16 protein-coding genes, 2 tRNA genes and 2 pseudogenes are annotated in these 13217 nt (G+C 60.6%); 9 read left to right on the top strand and 11 right to left on the bottom strand.

Annotated features, from left to right (window positions below):
- Nucleotides 1-251, top strand: a pseudogene (locus tag AUJ55_08475) (hypothetical protein).
- A 188-nt stretch (nucleotides 252-439) separates the two neighbouring features.
- Here the strand turns inward: AUJ55_08475 and AUJ55_08470 are convergent.
- A complete protein-coding gene (locus AUJ55_08470) occupies nucleotides 440-1000 on the bottom strand; it encodes a hypothetical protein (protein ID OIO56475.1) in 561 nt (186 codons plus the stop codon).
- A 327-nt stretch (nucleotides 1001-1327) separates the two neighbouring features.
- Between AUJ55_08470 and AUJ55_08465 the strand changes: the two genes are divergently transcribed.
- From AUJ55_08465 to AUJ55_08450, 4 genes are read left to right on the top strand one after another with little or no spacing between them, the layout of a single operon-like run.
- Entirely contained in the window at nucleotides 1328-1906 is a 579-nt protein-coding gene (locus AUJ55_08465; protein OIO56474.1) for a DJ-1 family protein, read from the top strand.
- Nucleotides 1907-1909: 3 nt separating this feature from the next.
- Nucleotides 1910-2524 (top strand): hypothetical protein, encoded by a 615-nt coding sequence (locus AUJ55_08460; GenBank protein OIO56471.1) that lies wholly within the window; start codon nucleotides 1910-1912, stop codon nucleotides 2522-2524.
- Nucleotides 2521-3216, top strand: coding sequence for a tRNA (adenosine(37)-N6)-threonylcarbamoyltransferase complex dimerization subunit type 1 TsaB (locus tag AUJ55_08455; protein OIO56470.1), 696 nt, complete (start codon nucleotides 2521-2523; stop codon nucleotides 3214-3216). The genes AUJ55_08460 and AUJ55_08455 overlap by 4 nt, the downstream gene beginning before the upstream one ends.
- Before the next feature lies 1 nt (nucleotide 3217).
- Complete coding sequence (locus AUJ55_08450; GenBank protein OIO56473.1) at nucleotides 3218-3670, top strand: ribosomal-protein-alanine N-acetyltransferase; 453 nt, start codon at nucleotides 3218-3220, stop codon at nucleotides 3668-3670.
- Between the two features lie 97 nt (nucleotides 3671-3767).
- On the opposite strand, the gene AUJ55_08445 is transcribed toward AUJ55_08450, so the two are convergent.
- Nucleotides 3768-4115: a hypothetical protein gene (locus tag AUJ55_08445; protein ID OIO56469.1), complete on the bottom strand. Its 348-nt coding sequence runs from the start codon at nucleotides 4113-4115 to the stop codon at nucleotides 3768-3770.
- 24 nt (nucleotides 4116-4139) lie between these two features.
- Here AUJ55_08445 and AUJ55_08440 point away from each other — a divergent pair, with 24 nt between their 5' ends.
- Nucleotides 4140-4589, top strand: a complete 450-nt coding sequence (locus AUJ55_08440; protein ID OIO56468.1) for a D-tyrosyl-tRNA(Tyr) deacylase — start codon at nucleotides 4140-4142, stop codon at nucleotides 4587-4589.
- Here the strand turns inward: AUJ55_08440 and AUJ55_08435 are convergent.
- Nucleotides 4505-5260, bottom strand: coding sequence for a hypothetical protein (locus AUJ55_08435; GenBank protein ID OIO56467.1), 756 nt, complete (start codon nucleotides 5258-5260; stop codon nucleotides 4505-4507). The two genes, AUJ55_08440 and AUJ55_08435, sit on opposite strands and share 85 nt — an antisense overlap.
- A complete protein-coding gene (locus tag AUJ55_08430) occupies nucleotides 5257-6054 on the bottom strand; it encodes a hypothetical protein (protein OIO56472.1) in 798 nt (265 codons plus the stop codon). Before AUJ55_08430 ends, AUJ55_08435 begins: the two co-directional genes overlap by 4 nt.
- Before the next feature lie 175 nt (nucleotides 6055-6229).
- On the opposite strand from AUJ55_08430, the gene AUJ55_08425 reads away from it, so the two are divergent.
- Together AUJ55_08425 and AUJ55_08420 are read left to right on the top strand one after the other, a co-directional pair.
- Nucleotides 6230-6316: transfer RNA gene (locus tag AUJ55_08425), tRNA-Leu, on the top strand.
- A gap of 132 nt (nucleotides 6317-6448) precedes the next feature.
- Nucleotides 6449-7546: a hypothetical protein gene (locus AUJ55_08420; GenBank protein ID OIO56466.1), complete on the top strand. Its 1098-nt coding sequence runs from the start codon at nucleotides 6449-6451 to the stop codon at nucleotides 7544-7546.
- Between the two features lie 55 nt (nucleotides 7547-7601).
- Here the strand turns inward: AUJ55_08420 and AUJ55_08415 are convergent, their stop codons facing one another.
- From AUJ55_08415 to AUJ55_08385, 7 genes are all read right to left on the bottom strand, one after another.
- Nucleotides 7602-7997: a hypothetical protein gene (locus AUJ55_08415; GenBank protein ID OIO56465.1), complete on the bottom strand. Its 396-nt coding sequence runs from the start codon at nucleotides 7995-7997 to the stop codon at nucleotides 7602-7604.
- Nucleotides 7998-8118: 121 nt separating this feature from the next.
- Nucleotides 8119-8445, bottom strand: a complete 327-nt coding sequence (locus AUJ55_08410; protein OIO56464.1) for a hypothetical protein — start codon at nucleotides 8443-8445, stop codon at nucleotides 8119-8121.
- Complete coding sequence (locus tag AUJ55_08405) at nucleotides 8442-8798, bottom strand: hypothetical protein (protein ID OIO56463.1); 357 nt, start codon at nucleotides 8796-8798, stop codon at nucleotides 8442-8444. The genes AUJ55_08410 and AUJ55_08405 overlap by 4 nt, the downstream gene beginning before the upstream one ends.
- Nucleotides 8795-11233 carry a hypothetical protein gene (locus AUJ55_08400; GenBank protein ID OIO56462.1) on the bottom strand — a complete coding sequence of 813 codons (2439 nt, stop codon included), beginning with the start codon at nucleotides 11231-11233 and terminating at the stop codon, nucleotides 8795-8797. Before AUJ55_08400 ends, AUJ55_08405 begins: the two co-directional genes overlap by 4 nt.
- Nucleotides 11234-11633: 400 nt before the next feature.
- Nucleotides 11634-11710: transfer RNA gene (locus tag AUJ55_08395), tRNA-Pro, on the bottom strand.
- 62 nt (nucleotides 11711-11772) lie between these two features.
- Nucleotides 11773-12213 carry a hypothetical protein gene (locus AUJ55_08390; GenBank protein ID OIO56461.1) on the bottom strand — a complete coding sequence of 147 codons (441 nt, stop codon included), beginning with the start codon at nucleotides 12211-12213 and terminating at the stop codon, nucleotides 11773-11775.
- A gap of 2 nt (nucleotides 12214-12215) precedes the next feature.
- Nucleotides 12216-12515 (bottom strand): hypothetical protein, encoded by a 300-nt coding sequence (locus AUJ55_08385; protein ID OIO56460.1) that lies wholly within the window; start codon nucleotides 12513-12515, stop codon nucleotides 12216-12218.
- Between the two features lie 393 nt (nucleotides 12516-12908).
- Between AUJ55_08385 and AUJ55_08380 the strand changes: the two are divergent.
- Nucleotides 12909-13217 (top strand): annotated as a pseudogene (locus tag AUJ55_08380) (DDE transposase).

Genomic DNA, 13217 nt, shown 5'->3' with positions numbered 1-13217 from the left:
TGGAACAACAGATTCTCATCAGCATGGACGGACGGGGCCGGGCGCTGGACAACGTCTTCATCGAACGTTTGTGGCGCACGGTGAAGTACGAAGAGATCTACCTGTACGACCATGCCGATGGGGTGGCGCTGCACCAGGGGCTCGACCGCTACTTCCGGTTTTACAACACCGAGCGCCCCCACAGTGCCCTCGGCGGCAAGACCCCAGAACAGGTCCATCAAACCCACGGCGGAACCACCCACCGCCACTAACCGTTTACAAATTTTCGCCCCCAAACTGTCCAAGGAGTGGGGTCCACCCCAGGGTTGAGCTGGATTCAAACTGCATTGAAATGGGCTCCACCGTTGCGAACAGATCAAAAAAGTTTAAAAACGAGGCGCCAATCTAACTTTTTGTTCATGTTTGGGATAGCCCCACCCCCTTTCAGGACCCCCACCCCCTATTCTCGGCCCAACATCGCCTCTTTTAGGCTCTCTTGGGCAGGATCCGCCCCCAACCAGATGCCAAACAGCGCCCGCTTGAACGCCAACCCCGCGATGGTCTCGACCCAAGCGCCGTTGCGCCGGATCTCAACCCCATGGCCGGGGATGTACCCCATGTCGAAACAGTCCCCCTGGTTGATCCCCTGGCGGAACACCGCCAAAAAGCGTTCGATTTCGGCGGCGATGGGGGTGGTGTTGCCGCCAGTGGCATCCTCGAAACCTTCGCGGATCCCGCGCTCCATGCGCTGAGGGGTGACCATGGTCGACAAAATGTGCAGCTCGACCGCCATAGGGGCGTCTTGAACCACGATGGTTTGCGGTGAGTGGGAGGGGGCCGGCAGGTAGAGGGCGGCGACGTAAATATCGAGGAAGAACTTGTTGCGCACCCCGGCGCCGTTGAACACCAACGGGGTGTTGGCCAGTTCGATGCGATCCTGAAAGTCAACATCGGCCACCGTGACCGCTTGGGCCGGGAGGGAGAGCAACAGGGGGAGCAGGGCGAATGCAGCGCGGCGAATCATGACGGCCTCCTCGGGGTGGATGGGGGATCTTGGGTGAGACAGGGGGGGAGGGGCAACCGGCGCCACACCCGCCCAACAATGAAACCTTCGAATAGAATCGAGCCGACGGCATCGCCCGGAGACCGGGCCCTACACCCGAGACGGCGGATCGAGGTTACTTGTAGGAGCCCGGTCTCCGGACGATTCAACGTTTCATCGATGTCAATCGGTCCATCGAAGGAGGCATTTTCTGAAATGCCGGGAGCCCCATCCTTTCGTCCTGCCCATCAGGAGCAAGCCGGGTACAATCGCAGCCCCGTTTCTACCCACCCCACCGAGGCCGCCATGAAAAGGGTTCTGGTTCCCCTTGCCGAGTCGTTCGAAGAGATCGAGGCGATCACCGTCATCGACGTGTTGCGCCGCGCCGGGATCGAAGTGGTGGCCGCCGGATTACACGGCGCCGATCCCATCCGTGCCTCCCGTGGGGTGGTGGTGCTCCCCGATGCACCCTTGGATGCGGTGCTCGATCAGCACTTCGACATGATTGTCCTGCCCGGTGGTATGCCGGGGGCGGCCCATTTACACGGCGACCCCCGGATCAAAACCCTGTTGCAGACGATGGAGCGCGAAGGGCGGCAGATTGCCGCCATCTGCGCCGCCCCCTGGATTCTGGCCGACGCGGGGCTCCTTCACGGTCGCAAGGCGACCAGCCACCCCAACTTCTCCGAAAAAACCGAGGCTGGCGGGGCCGATTACCAAGAGGCCGATGTGGTGGTCGAAGGTCACCTGACCACCTCCCGCGGACCGGGTACCGCCATGGCGTTTGCCCTGGAGCTGGTGCGCAAGCTGGCCCCCGAGATGCTGCCCAAGGTGTTGCCTGGGTTGGTCCTTTCTTCCGAACTGCAAGCCCGCTTTGGAGCCTGAATCTTGAATCTTCGCCCCCTGCTGGTTGCCCTCTTGTTGGCCCTGACCCTGACCCACCCCGCCGCCGCCAACGACCCCATCGCCAAGGTCCAGGCGGCCCTCGACGGGATGAAAACCCTGGGGGCCGGATTCGAGCAGATGGTGCAGCGACCCGGCCGGGGCAGCCCCGAGATGAGCAAGGGCAAGGTCTGGTGGTCCCGCCCCTGGAAATTCCGCTGGGTCTACGAAACCCCCGAGCCGATGGAGTTGATCGGCGACGGCAGCGATGTCGCCTGGTGGGATGTGCTGCTCGAACAGATCACCATCGAACCCAAGGAGTCGGTCGGCTCCACCGTGGCAGCGCTGCTTTCGGGCGACGTGCCGCTTAGGGAGCGTTTCGATTTGCGCGACGCAGGGGAGAGCCGGGTTACCCTGGTACCCAAAAAGCCCGATCCTCAGGTGGTCGCCCTGACGGTGGTGCTCAAGGAGGGGCGGGTTGCCGAGGTGACCATTGTCGATCCCTTTCAGGTCGAGACGACGGTTCGGTTCGAGCGCGTCGATCTCAACCCCGAATTCCCCAAGGGGTGCTTCGAAATCAAGATTCCCGAGGGGGTTTCGGTGCAGCGGGGGCTGCCTTGAGCGGGGCGGTGCTGGCCATCGAGGCGACTACTTCGATGGGCAGCTTGGCTTTGCGGCGGCCCGACGGCTCGATTTTGGAGCGCCCTCTACCCCCCTCGCGGGAGCATGCCGCGCAGTTGATGCCCGCCATCGCCGCCCTGCTTGAGGCGGCGGAGGTGCAGGGTGAGTCGCTGGCCGCCATCGTCTGCGCCACCGGCCCCGGATCGTTCACCGGGGTGCGGATCGCCCTGGCCACCGCCCACGGCCTGAGCCTGGGTTGGAGCGGGATCCCCCTCTTCGCGGCGACCACCACCCTGACCTTGGCTGCAGGGGCGCAGGTTGAAGCAGGGGAGGGGGTGGTTCCTCTGATCGACGCCCGCAAAAAAGAGTTTTATTGCAGCAGGATAAGGGGTGGAGTTGAGGTTGATTTAACCCACGAACCGGCAACGCTCTGGTGGAATGAAATCCTTCCCGCCTGGGCCGCCGAGGGGTCACTCGTGCTGATCGGTGATGCCTTGGATCTACCCGGCACCCCAAGCGATCTGCCCGCAGGCGTTCGTTTGGCTCCGCCCGAAACCAGGCATCCCCAAGCCCGTCATCTGCTGACCCTACATGCCCAGGGGCGCACCGTTGGCCCTTTGTCTCCCGTACAACTGCAACCGACCTACGTCCGGCCCCCCGATGCGATCCCTCCCAAACCCATCGCCGGTTGAGATTCAGCCGGTCACGGTCGACGACATCCCAACCCTCGCCGCCCTTGAAAGGGTGATCTTCCCCACCCCGTGGAGCGAAATTGCCATCCGCCAGCACTTGGCTTTCGGCGGTCATATCCGCCTGGCCAAACTGGAGCAGCAGATCGTCGGCTACTTCTTGGAGCGACATGTGGCGGGGATCGGCGAGCTGATGAACCTCGGTGTTGTCCCCGAGAATCGCCGACAAGGGGTGGGGCGGACGCTCCTGGAGGGGCTGATTGTTTGGTGGCTGGCCCACGATGTGGGGGAGGGGTTTTTAGAGGTGCGGGTCGGCAACCAGGCGGCGATGGCCCTGTATACCGAGTTCGGCTTCACGGTGGTGGGCCAGCGCAAGGGTTATTACGACAACCCGGACGGCAGCAAAGAGGATGCGCTGGTGATGCGCTGGTTGCGCGATGGCGGGGAGGAATGGTAGGGGCGCCGCCCTCGGCGCGATGGCTTGAATCATTCATCACGCCGAGGGCTGCGCTCCTACACGTTTTTGGATTAAGGGCAAAAAGCCCCACCGCTTGTTACTGCGCCTCATACCCCGGCTTGATGCCCTGACCTTCGGGCAAGGGTCCCGAGGTCTCGACCTGGGTCACCAGGCCTGCGGCGTCGAAATGGACCACCACCCAGGCGGTCACCGGTTGCAGGTCGCCGCCCCGTTGATAGAAATACTCCCACTGGTCGGGATGCAACGGGTTTTGCTCCAGGGGGTGGCCGATCAGCTTGGCGACCTGATCCTGGTTCATCCCCGCATGAATCTGATCCACCACCTCTTGCGGCATGATGCTCCCCTGCTCGACCACCACGGTGGCGCAGGCCGATACAAGCGATAAAAGAGCATAAAATCCAACAGCTTTCACGATTTTATTCATTGAGCACTCTAAGGTTTTAAACGGATGAAATTGCTGATTCAACGGGTGACCCATGGCGAGGTCACGGTCGCCGGTGAGCCCATCGGGACCATCGGGCCGGGACTTCTGGTGCTGGTCGGCTTCGACCGGGACGACAGCGAGGCGGTGCTCGATCCGGGGCTGGAGCGCCTTTTGAACTACCGGGTGCTGGCCGACCCCCAGGGCAAGATGAACCTTAGTTTGGCCGACACCGGCCAAGGGCTGCTGCTGGTGCCCCAATTCACCTTATGTGCCGACACCCGCAAGGGGCGCCGCCCCTCGTTCGATCGCGCCTGCCCCCCCGACCGAGCGCAACAACTCTTCGCCGAATGGGTGCGCCGGGCCTCAACCCGTCACCAAGGTCAGGTCGCTCAGGGGCGCTTTGGAGCCGACATGGCGGTGTCGCTGACCAATGACGGGCCGGTCACCTTCTGGCTTGAGGTCCCCTGCCCCTGAGGGGTGACGGCTGGATCCTCCCACGGGGTCATCCACATCAAGGCGGCCAGTCGACCATTTTGGAACAAATGCAGTTCGTGGCGGAAGGGTTTGAAGTGTTCCGACAGAGTAAGTCGACGCGATACCGGCTCCACCGCCCCCTCGATCATCCGCAGTCGGTCGACCACCGTGACCTGGGCCTCCAGGTCAAAGACGTATCCAGCCCCCCCCTGCTTGATGCCCCAACTGAGATCAATCGTATGGCCCCCCAGATCGGTGCGGTCGGGCAGCCGAATCTGCTCGACCCCATGCCCCACCGTGACGATGGCGTCGATCCGGGCCAGGGTGTGCCAGCGGCTGCGGACCGCCTCTTTTTCTTTGCGGGCCATGGGGTTGGGGGGATCGGTCTCGGGCCATTCGTCCCGCACCACGGCAGGGTGGGCCAGCGGGGGGCGCCCTCCGGCCAGCAAGGGGTCATCGAGGCTCCAAAGCCCGATCAACACCCGGTATTGGGGGGGCTTATTGGCATCGACGACGAGGGGCCCCTCCTCATCGTCGCCCCAGGCGGGGGCGGTCGGGGCCAGAAGTAGGGCGCAGGCGAGCAGGGCGCCCCAACCATGAAGATAGGAGCGCCGCACCCGGCGCGATGCCGTGTATTGTTGACCAAAGAAAAGGCTCAAAGGGAATTTCATGCCACTTTCAGCAATTCGTGGATGGGCCGCTCGCTGGGGGTGCGCCCTTGAAAGGTGCGAATGGTCGTCGCCCCAAGCTCGGCCAGATGGGCCAGGGTCTCGGCAATCATAAAACCGACCTCTTCTGGGCGGTGGGCATCGGATCCCACACACAGCCCCACCTTGGCAGCGATCAGGTGGTGCAAAAACGGGTCGCCGGGGTAGCGCTCGGCCACCGGCTTGCGCAGCCCGGCGGTGTTGACGTCGATGGCGATACCACAGTCGGCAAAACAGCGGGTGGTTAGGGCCATCTCTGCGTCCAAAACCCGGGTGGGGCGGTGGCCGAATTTTTTGATCAGTTCGGGGTGGCCAATGACGTCAAACAGACCGCTTTGGGCCGATTGGCGCAACAGTCGGAAGTACTGACGGTAGACCTCGTCGATGTCTCGGGTGTCGAAATCGCGCACAAAGGCGGGATTGTCGAAGCCCCAATTGGCGATGTAGTGGACCGAGCCGATGACAAAATCCCAGGGGTGGCTCTTGAGCAGATCGGCCACGTATTCCTCGGTGCCGGGGTGAAAATCGGCCTCCAACCCCATGCGGATCGTCAACCGTCCCGCATACCTGGCCTGGGCCTGCTGCACCCAATCGATGTAGGTCGGCAGCTCTTCGGCTTTCATTCGCCACTGGGCGTCGTACCAGGGCGGCATCGGGCTGTGGTCGGAGAAGCCGATCTCATGCAGCCCCCGGCGTAGCGCCTGCTGGCAATATTCCTCGACACTGCCGCTGGCATGACGGCAAAGCGGGGTGTGCATGTGGTAGTCGATCATGCTTTTGGTCCTGGCGAAATGGGCCGACGGCAGGGGTCAAGAAGGGTCGGGATCATAACGAGGCCCCTCCCTCTTGACCATCGCCATCCGGAACTGCATCCTTCGCGCCCTTTTCGGACACCCCGCAAAATCGCCAGACGGTTGAGAGGGTGTGGACGAAGCCGGAGTGGTGGAACAGGTAGACGCGCCGGACTCAAAATCCGGTGGGCTAACACCCGTGTCGGTTCGATTCCGACCTCCGGCACCAACAAAAACCCCCGATAGACGCTGATCTGTCGGGGGTTTTTTGCTTCTCGTGCGCCCGGTCTGTTTGACGCACTAAAAACCCCATGGGACACTGGTGGGACAGTTGGAACACTCCTCCCCCCAGGAGCACGACATGGCGACGTATGAAAAGAGGGTTCAATCCTCGACTGGAAAGACCTCGTGGCGAGCGAAAATCAGGATGGGCGGGTACAGCCTTTCTGAAACGTGGCCAACCAAGAAGGAGGCCCAAGCCTGGGCCACCCAGGTGGAGGCGAATATCAGGTCCGGGACTTACGTCCCCGAGGCTGAACGCAGGGCCGCGGCATCGCTGATCCCCACCGTCGAAGACACGATTACCCGCTACACCAAGTCACACCACTTCACCACCCTCAAAGACCAATCCAATCCTCTCCGGCACCTAGAGTGGTGGGTTCTCCGAATCGGCAGTCTCAGGATCGACCAGGTTACCCCGGCGATCATCTCCCAACAGCTCGAAGCTATTGATCGCGCCCCTGCGACGGTCAACCGCTACTACGCTGACATCAGCCGGGTGATGGGCCTCTGCGCTGGCGAGTGGATGTTGTTGGAAGTCAATCCAGCGTCCCGCGTGAAGAAGCGGAAGGAGCCCCCCGGGGTGGTCAGGTGGCTCGATGACGACGAGAGGGAGGCTCTGTTCGAAGAATGCCGACGAAGCCGATCCAGTGATCTCTATCCGGCTGTCGTCGTGGCTCTTTCAACCGGCATGCGCAAGAGCGAGCAGTTTGAAATGAGGAGGGGGCAGGTGACGTTTCAGGGTGGCTACGCCTACGGACGCTTGGAAGAGACGAAAAACAGTCATCGTCGAGCTGTCCCGTTGGTAGGTGAGGCACGCGACATCATGGCCGATAGGTTGTTGAAGGTGGTCAGGATCGGGGGCGGTGGTGGGAGCGATCTTGTGTGGCCGTCGCCGAACGACCCGAGAAGGCCAGTCAGTGTTCGGGAGGCTTTCGACCATGCGTTGGGTCGTGCCGGGATTGAGAATTTCCGATGGCACGACCTCCGGCACACTTTCGCCTCATACTTGGCCATGTCGGGTGCGACGTTGCCAGAAATTGCGGCGGCCATGGGTCACCGATCACTTTCCATGGTACAGCGCTACGCCCACATCGGTGAGCAGCACACCACCAATGTGGTGTCTAAGATGGCTGAATTCCGGGGGTTGATGGGGAAAGTGTTCGGGAATGTGGCATGACTCAAGCCGAATTGACTTGATCTGGAGAGTGGTTCTTCCCTGTAGCGCGCGGTCCTTAGGGATGCCATGAATCCCAAACCACTCGGCGAGTCACTTTCAATTCCGTTCGGCGCCTTTGCGTCATACCACCGCACCAGAGGCACCTCCTGAAGTCACCCTGAACCTGCCAACGGTTCTTATCTCCGACGAAGACTTCCCGGTGTTCCGGGTCGATCACGCAGCGCCCAATAGTGGTGTACCGATCCCAGAAATCGGCGATCTCAGTTAGACCGCCCAGATCGGAAGCGATGAAAGCCCCGGATATTTCGCGGGAGTTGCACAGGACGGCCATAAGTCGTGCACCTGTGAACCACCTTGGATCGTCATGATCCAGAAATCCGATCATCAGGATCCCATCCCCACTCCTGAATACCCGGCAAATCTCATGGGGCGTCCTCTGGCTGACAACCATTTGAAGAGGTTAGGGCTGTACTTGGCGCCATTCTTGGGGTTGATAGCGGAAATATCGAGCCCGCTCAATTTAACATCGGACCATCCGTTCCCGGTGGGGGTCCCGATCGTGTGGGCGTTGCTCATTGCTTTTCCTCGGCGTTGGGCAGCTGATGACCTGACGACCTTGCCCATTCGAAAAATCGATCCGGATCGATGAGCCAGCCAGTGCCCTTGTTCCCGTGGCGTATGAGAGCACCGGAGGTGCCGAGACCATTGAAATTGCGGTGTTGGATGAGGTCGCGCAGTCCTGCAACAGTTGGCCACATGTAGCGCTGGTCCCATTTCGGCACCGGTATAAATCCGGTCGGTCCTCTGTGCTCACGCAGTTCCTGCAACTGGCGGGATATTTGGTCGAGCTGTCCCTGGAGCTGCTCCAATATCCCGGTCCCCGGTGGTTCTTTCATCATTGCCCACCCCCCCTTTGCCGAATGGCTAAGGCCCCGAGCCCGTCGCGCAGAGCTGCGAGCTGGGCTTGTCCCCTCACAGCTGGATGGGGGAGGCGGGTCGGGGAAATTCCCTGCTCAATGCATGCATTCTCAGCAACGGCTCCGAGGGCAACGACGACGTCGAAGCCTGCCGTCATGGAGGTGAGGTCGTTCGGATGTGTCTTCCCCCCCATGACGAAGATGAAGGCATTACCCAGGGCACAATTGAGACCAACATCGGCGATGATTGTGCGACGGCGTTTCCCGCTGACGGTCGATGCGGGGAACGGTGTTCCGAGCCCTTTATCGTGCTCACCAATCAAGATCACTTTCATACTGGATCTCCGGCCAGTTCTTCGACGCGGATGGTTGCGTCGGCCATATCTTGGAGTTCAGGGGTGTGGGAGATGAAAATCTCCCGATTGAAGCCACCGATATCGATCATCGCCCGTTTCAGCGTCATGAAGTGGCGCTTGCGGGCCGGGTCGAGGGCCCCATCGGCTTCATCGGTGAAGAGTGTCCCGTAGTTGCGTCCCGATGCAGCCCCATGGAACAAGGCGATCGCCATTGCGATGGCGCGGTTGATCCAGATGCGCTCCCCGCCGCTCATGGCCTCAAGCGGTGCCTCCTCGCCATCTGCTTCCCCGTCGAAGACAACGATCTTGAATGTCTCGGCCAGGTCACCATCCGCCTTCTCCCGCTGCGTGCGGATTGACAGCGAGAACCGTGGACCAAAGGTGCGAAGAAGGAGGTCGTTTGCGAGGGAGGAAAGTTGGGGTCCGGCATCATCGATTGTAAGGGCGATGATCCCGTCCTTTCCGAGACACTTAGCGAGTAGATCCCAGTGGGCAATCTCGCCTTCCAGGGTAGTGATCAGCTCGCGCTCTGATTCGAGCGTTTTGAGCTGCTCGATGTCGGCGGAGATTTCCGCTTCTGTTTGGGTGACCCTGGTTGATAGATCACGGGATGAACGCTGCGCAGCTGCATGCTGCTTCTCAGCTTGTTCCTGGGCGATTCTGGCCTGATCAACCGCAGCCGTGTTGCCGGTGGGGATTTCTTCGATCTGGAGCTCAATGGCAGCCGATTCGGACGCCCATTCTTCGCGCTTGATTTCAAGGTCTGCGCGGATCTCATCAGCCTCTACCAAGGCCAGACGTTTCTCGGATTCGGCCTTACTCTGGGCCGCGTCTTCCTGGGCGGTGAGTCGGGCCTCATCGTCGGCGAGGACCCGAAGCATCTCTTCGGCCTGATCGAGGGTTGCAGCCAGCGATGCCAGGAAGAAAGCCTCATCCCTTGCCCGCTGGGCTCGGTTCATGGCGTTTTCGGCAGAAAACAACTCCAGGGCCAACTCCGATTGAAGCAACTTGATATCAGAGTCGAGCGTCTCTTTTTCGGATTTGAGCGCGAGATACTGCGCCAGCAAATCCTCTCGTTTCGCGCTGACCTGGGGGACAAGATCGCGGTCCTGCCGGGCGCCGCAGAGGAGCTTGCATTGGTCGGCGTGGATATGCCCCCCCGAACAGGGGACAGTTTCCAGAAGGGTAGACCGATGTCGGAGCCCTGCGAGTTCGGCGGCGACCGCAGTCCCACGCTCTTTGATTTCGCCGATGCTGGCCTCGATTGTGCCGAGACGGAGCAGTCTTTCAGCAACATCTTCTTTCCGGCCGCGAATCTCGGACACCTTGAGTTTGGCGGTGGCAAGATCTGCATTGAGCGCAGGGAGAGAATCCTCGGCTTGTTTGATTTCCGCCCGTTGGCTCAGACGACTGGTTGTCGTCGCCTTGGTGACGGCAATTTCGGCCCGCCGCTCTTTGATGAGCCGGAGGGTCTCGGAACACTCCGAATCCGCCCGTGCCGCGCGGTCCCCGGCGCTGGTAATGCGGGATCGCGCATCCTCTTCGCCACGCTCCTTCCTCCCCGCGATGCCACGGAGCAATTGGGTCAGCTCATGTCGGCGGATATCGTGCCGGATCGACTCCTGCAGCGCCGAATCCTCCTCGGCCAGCTTTGCGTTTGCGGCCATCAATTGGCGCATGGCCGCCTTTTCTTCTGCGGTTTTGGCAAAAAGGTCTGCCCGCATCTGGGGCAATGCCCGTTCGTTACTGCCGATCCTCCCCTCCAGTTCGTTAATGCGGTCCTTCGCGGACCGAGTTGATGCCAACCGATCCATCAGGATCGACTTTACCCGGCGCGCGCGCTCTGCGAGTTTGAGGAGGTGATTCACACCCAGAAGCTCCCCCATCAACTCTTTCGTCTCGCCCGCACCAGCGCTGTCGAGTGTCTTGCTACCCTGTGCCGAGAAAACTGAGGAGAAAAACAGTTGAGGGTGCCCGAGAATGCTCTCGATCTGGCTATCGTAGGTATTGGTCTTGCCGTCGGACGTCAAGCCGTCGGCGGTAATGGCTGGATCCCACCCGGATCCGTTGTACTGAAAGAGGTAGGCCTCGGTCTTTTGGGTCTTGTTCGCCCCTTTGAAAACCAACGCCGAGCGATAGAGAACACCTTCGTGCTCCCAGATCAGGTCCTTGCCTCCGTCGCCGTCCACTTGGTCATAGAAACTGAAGGTGCGGGCGGTATAGCCCTTGGCCCGGAAAGGCATGAGGCGGTAAGGGTGGAGGTTGTCTAGGATGGTGGTCTTGCCGCGCCCATTGGGCCCCACCAAAGCAATCAAGGATCCGTCCACAGCTGTCAGATCAACGGTGACCGTTTTGAGGCCGAGCCCCTTGCGGATGCCGGTGAATCCAGTGAGCGTCAGGGTCTGGGGGGTCATTTGTGTCTCACCTGTGCGTGATTTCTGTGGTTGTGTCGCAGGTGCAATGCGTCCGGTGGGGATATTTCAAGGGGAGCTATAAAGCCGCACCTTGCCCGACCTATTGGCGGCGGTTCATGTTGCACGGGAGGGCAACCGGGCACCTTCCCTGCCGTATCAAGGTAAGTTCGGCAAGCTGTTTCGTGGTTGCTCCCGTGCTACCTGTGAAAACACGGGCATACCCACCCCACTACTCTCGAACTGATCGAGGCGCTTCCCCTTGGCCTAGTGGGTTGGCGCCATCCTGCCGCAGATCTCTGATCTGCTGGTGTGCTATCGGGGGCGTCCCCATCCGGCTCCAGACTGCCACTTGACTCTTTTCCCAACCGAAAGCTTTTCCATCATTCCTCCACTTGGTTTTTGGTCGGGGCGAGAGGATTCGAACCTCCGGCCCTCTGCTCCCAAAGCAGATGCGCTACCAGACTGCGCCACGCCCCGAAAAGGCGCCCCGTGATGGGGCGAAGTGGGGAGGAGTAGCGATGCCGCCACCGGCGAACCACCTACAAATCTGGGTGGTTCGCCGCTGAGGGCTCATATCCTCGAATTCTGTAATTCGTTCCAACCGTCAAACCAGAACGCCTGATTTCCGCGATTCTGGCGCGCAGGTGTGCGACCCCGATGCGTGCCGAATCCGCCGGTGTAATCGACCCGTGGCGCAGCAAATGGCGCGCAACGGCTTTGGTCTGAGGGCGACAAACCTCTGGCAACAGCTCGATTTCCTCAGACTTGATTCTGTAAACGGTGTCCACTGGGATCCCAGACTTAACCAATTCGGCGATCCTTCCAGGGACATTCCTGATCCTCGCAGCTTGGCCACTGATTGGCCCGAAGCTCCCCTCACGGACCATCACCCCTTGCAGGTACCGCGCTTCATCAGAGAGGCGTCGGATCATCTCGGCTTCCTCTGGATACATCCTCTCGTCCCGCACGATGACAACCATGGTTACCCCGCCTTTCTTGATCCCGCCAACCAGACGGCTGGGGCCGTGGTCAACGTCTCAGCGTAGGCCACCTCGTCAGCTGCAACCCCAATCCAATTGTTCGGACCGAGCTGCGTGACGACCTCCATCAGGCGGTTTAGAGATATCGCTACCACCGGTAAATCGCCTACCACTACCGCAATGCCCCCCCCGGGGGGCGGTAGTATTATGCGGCCGTCTTTATCCACTCCGCAGGCACCGGACGAGATGGCAATCTCGGCGAGGACTTTTGATACCTGGTCGATTCTTTCGGATCCTTGCATGTCCATTCCTCCTTTGATTGGTACCAAAAAGGTACCACACAGGTTAAAAAACAAGGCGGGCTGTCCCCGCTTCATCACCAACACCTAGATCCTAGCAGGATTAAAAATGGTACTCAATAGGTACCAGTCAAAAATTTTGTGGGGTTCTCGATTTCGCCAAGTAAAGGGGGTGCCCCGGTTCACCAGAACCGTTGACGATCAGTGCATGCAACTCAAGATGTTCTGATCGCAGCATCTCAACAACATGGCCCGACCTACCCATGAAGGCCCCATGGTTGCCCCATGCACAGACCACCAGTCCGGCCCCTCTCGCAACCTCTAGGAGTCTGTCGGACTTTTCCCAAGGACATGAGACGATATGAGGCATCTGTCGTAACAAGCCGAGGAGCCCCGATGATGAGCCGATTCATCCCCGCCGACCGCCGTGCCCCGTATTTGCTTGCGCCGTCGTTGTCGGATTGGCTGCCCGACGATCATTTGGCGCGGTTTGTGGTGGAGGTGGTGGATCAATTGGATTTGACCGACCTGATCCGGAGTTACGCCGGTCGGGGCTCTGCAGCGCATCATCCCCGCATTTTGCTGGCGCTATTGATCTACGGCTACGCGACGGGGGTGTTTTCCAGCCGGAAGATCGAGCGTGCGACCCACGATTCGGTGGCTTTCCGTTATATCGCCGCCAACACCCATCCCGACCACGACACC

The sequence above is a fragment of the Proteobacteria bacterium CG1_02_64_396 genome, assembly GCA_001872725.1.
Classification (GTDB): domain Bacteria; phylum Pseudomonadota; class MNWR01; order CG1-02-64-396; family CG1-02-64-396; genus CG1-02-64-396.
The sequence above is the reverse complement of the archived record's forward strand: the minus strand, read 5'-3'. Positions and strand labels throughout refer to the sequence as shown.

What these genes read in the sequence shown, in the direction of transcription:
- AUJ55_08465 (OIO56474.1), top strand. Translation starts at nt 1,328, where the DNA reads ATGAAAAGGGTTCTGGTTCCCCTTGCCGAGTCGTTCGAAGAGATCGAG.
- AUJ55_08445 (OIO56469.1), bottom strand. Translation starts at nt 4,115, where the DNA reads ATGAATAAAATCGTGAAAGCTGTTGGATTTTATGCTCTTTTATCGCTT.
- AUJ55_08440 (OIO56468.1), top strand. Translation starts at nt 4,140, where the DNA reads ATGAAATTGCTGATTCAACGGGTGACCCATGGCGAGGTCACGGTCGCC.
- AUJ55_08435 (OIO56467.1), bottom strand. Translation starts at nt 5,260, where the DNA reads ATGAAATTCCCTTTGAGCCTTTTCTTTGGTCAACAATACACGGCATCG.
- AUJ55_08430 (OIO56472.1), bottom strand. Translation starts at nt 6,054, where the DNA reads ATGCACACCCCGCTTTGCCGTCATGCCAGCGGCAGTGTCGAGGAATAT.
- AUJ55_08420 (OIO56466.1), top strand. Translation starts at nt 6,449, where the DNA reads ATGGCGACGTATGAAAAGAGGGTTCAATCCTCGACTGGAAAGACCTCG.
- AUJ55_08415 (OIO56465.1), bottom strand. Translation starts at nt 7,997, where the DNA reads ATGGTTGTCAGCCAGAGGACGCCCCATGAGATTTGCCGGGTATTCAGG.
- AUJ55_08410 (OIO56464.1), bottom strand. Translation starts at nt 8,445, where the DNA reads ATGATGAAAGAACCACCGGGGACCGGGATATTGGAGCAGCTCCAGGGA.
- AUJ55_08405 (OIO56463.1), bottom strand. Translation starts at nt 8,798, where the DNA reads ATGAAAGTGATCTTGATTGGTGAGCACGATAAAGGGCTCGGAACACCG.
- AUJ55_08400 (OIO56462.1), bottom strand. Translation starts at nt 11,233, where the DNA reads ATGACCCCCCAGACCCTGACGCTCACTGGATTCACCGGCATCCGCAAG.
- AUJ55_08390 (OIO56461.1), bottom strand. Translation starts at nt 12,213, where the DNA reads ATGGTTGTCATCGTGCGGGACGAGAGGATGTATCCAGAGGAAGCCGAG.
- AUJ55_08385 (OIO56460.1), bottom strand. Translation starts at nt 12,515, where the DNA reads ATGCAAGGATCCGAAAGAATCGACCAGGTATCAAAAGTCCTCGCCGAG.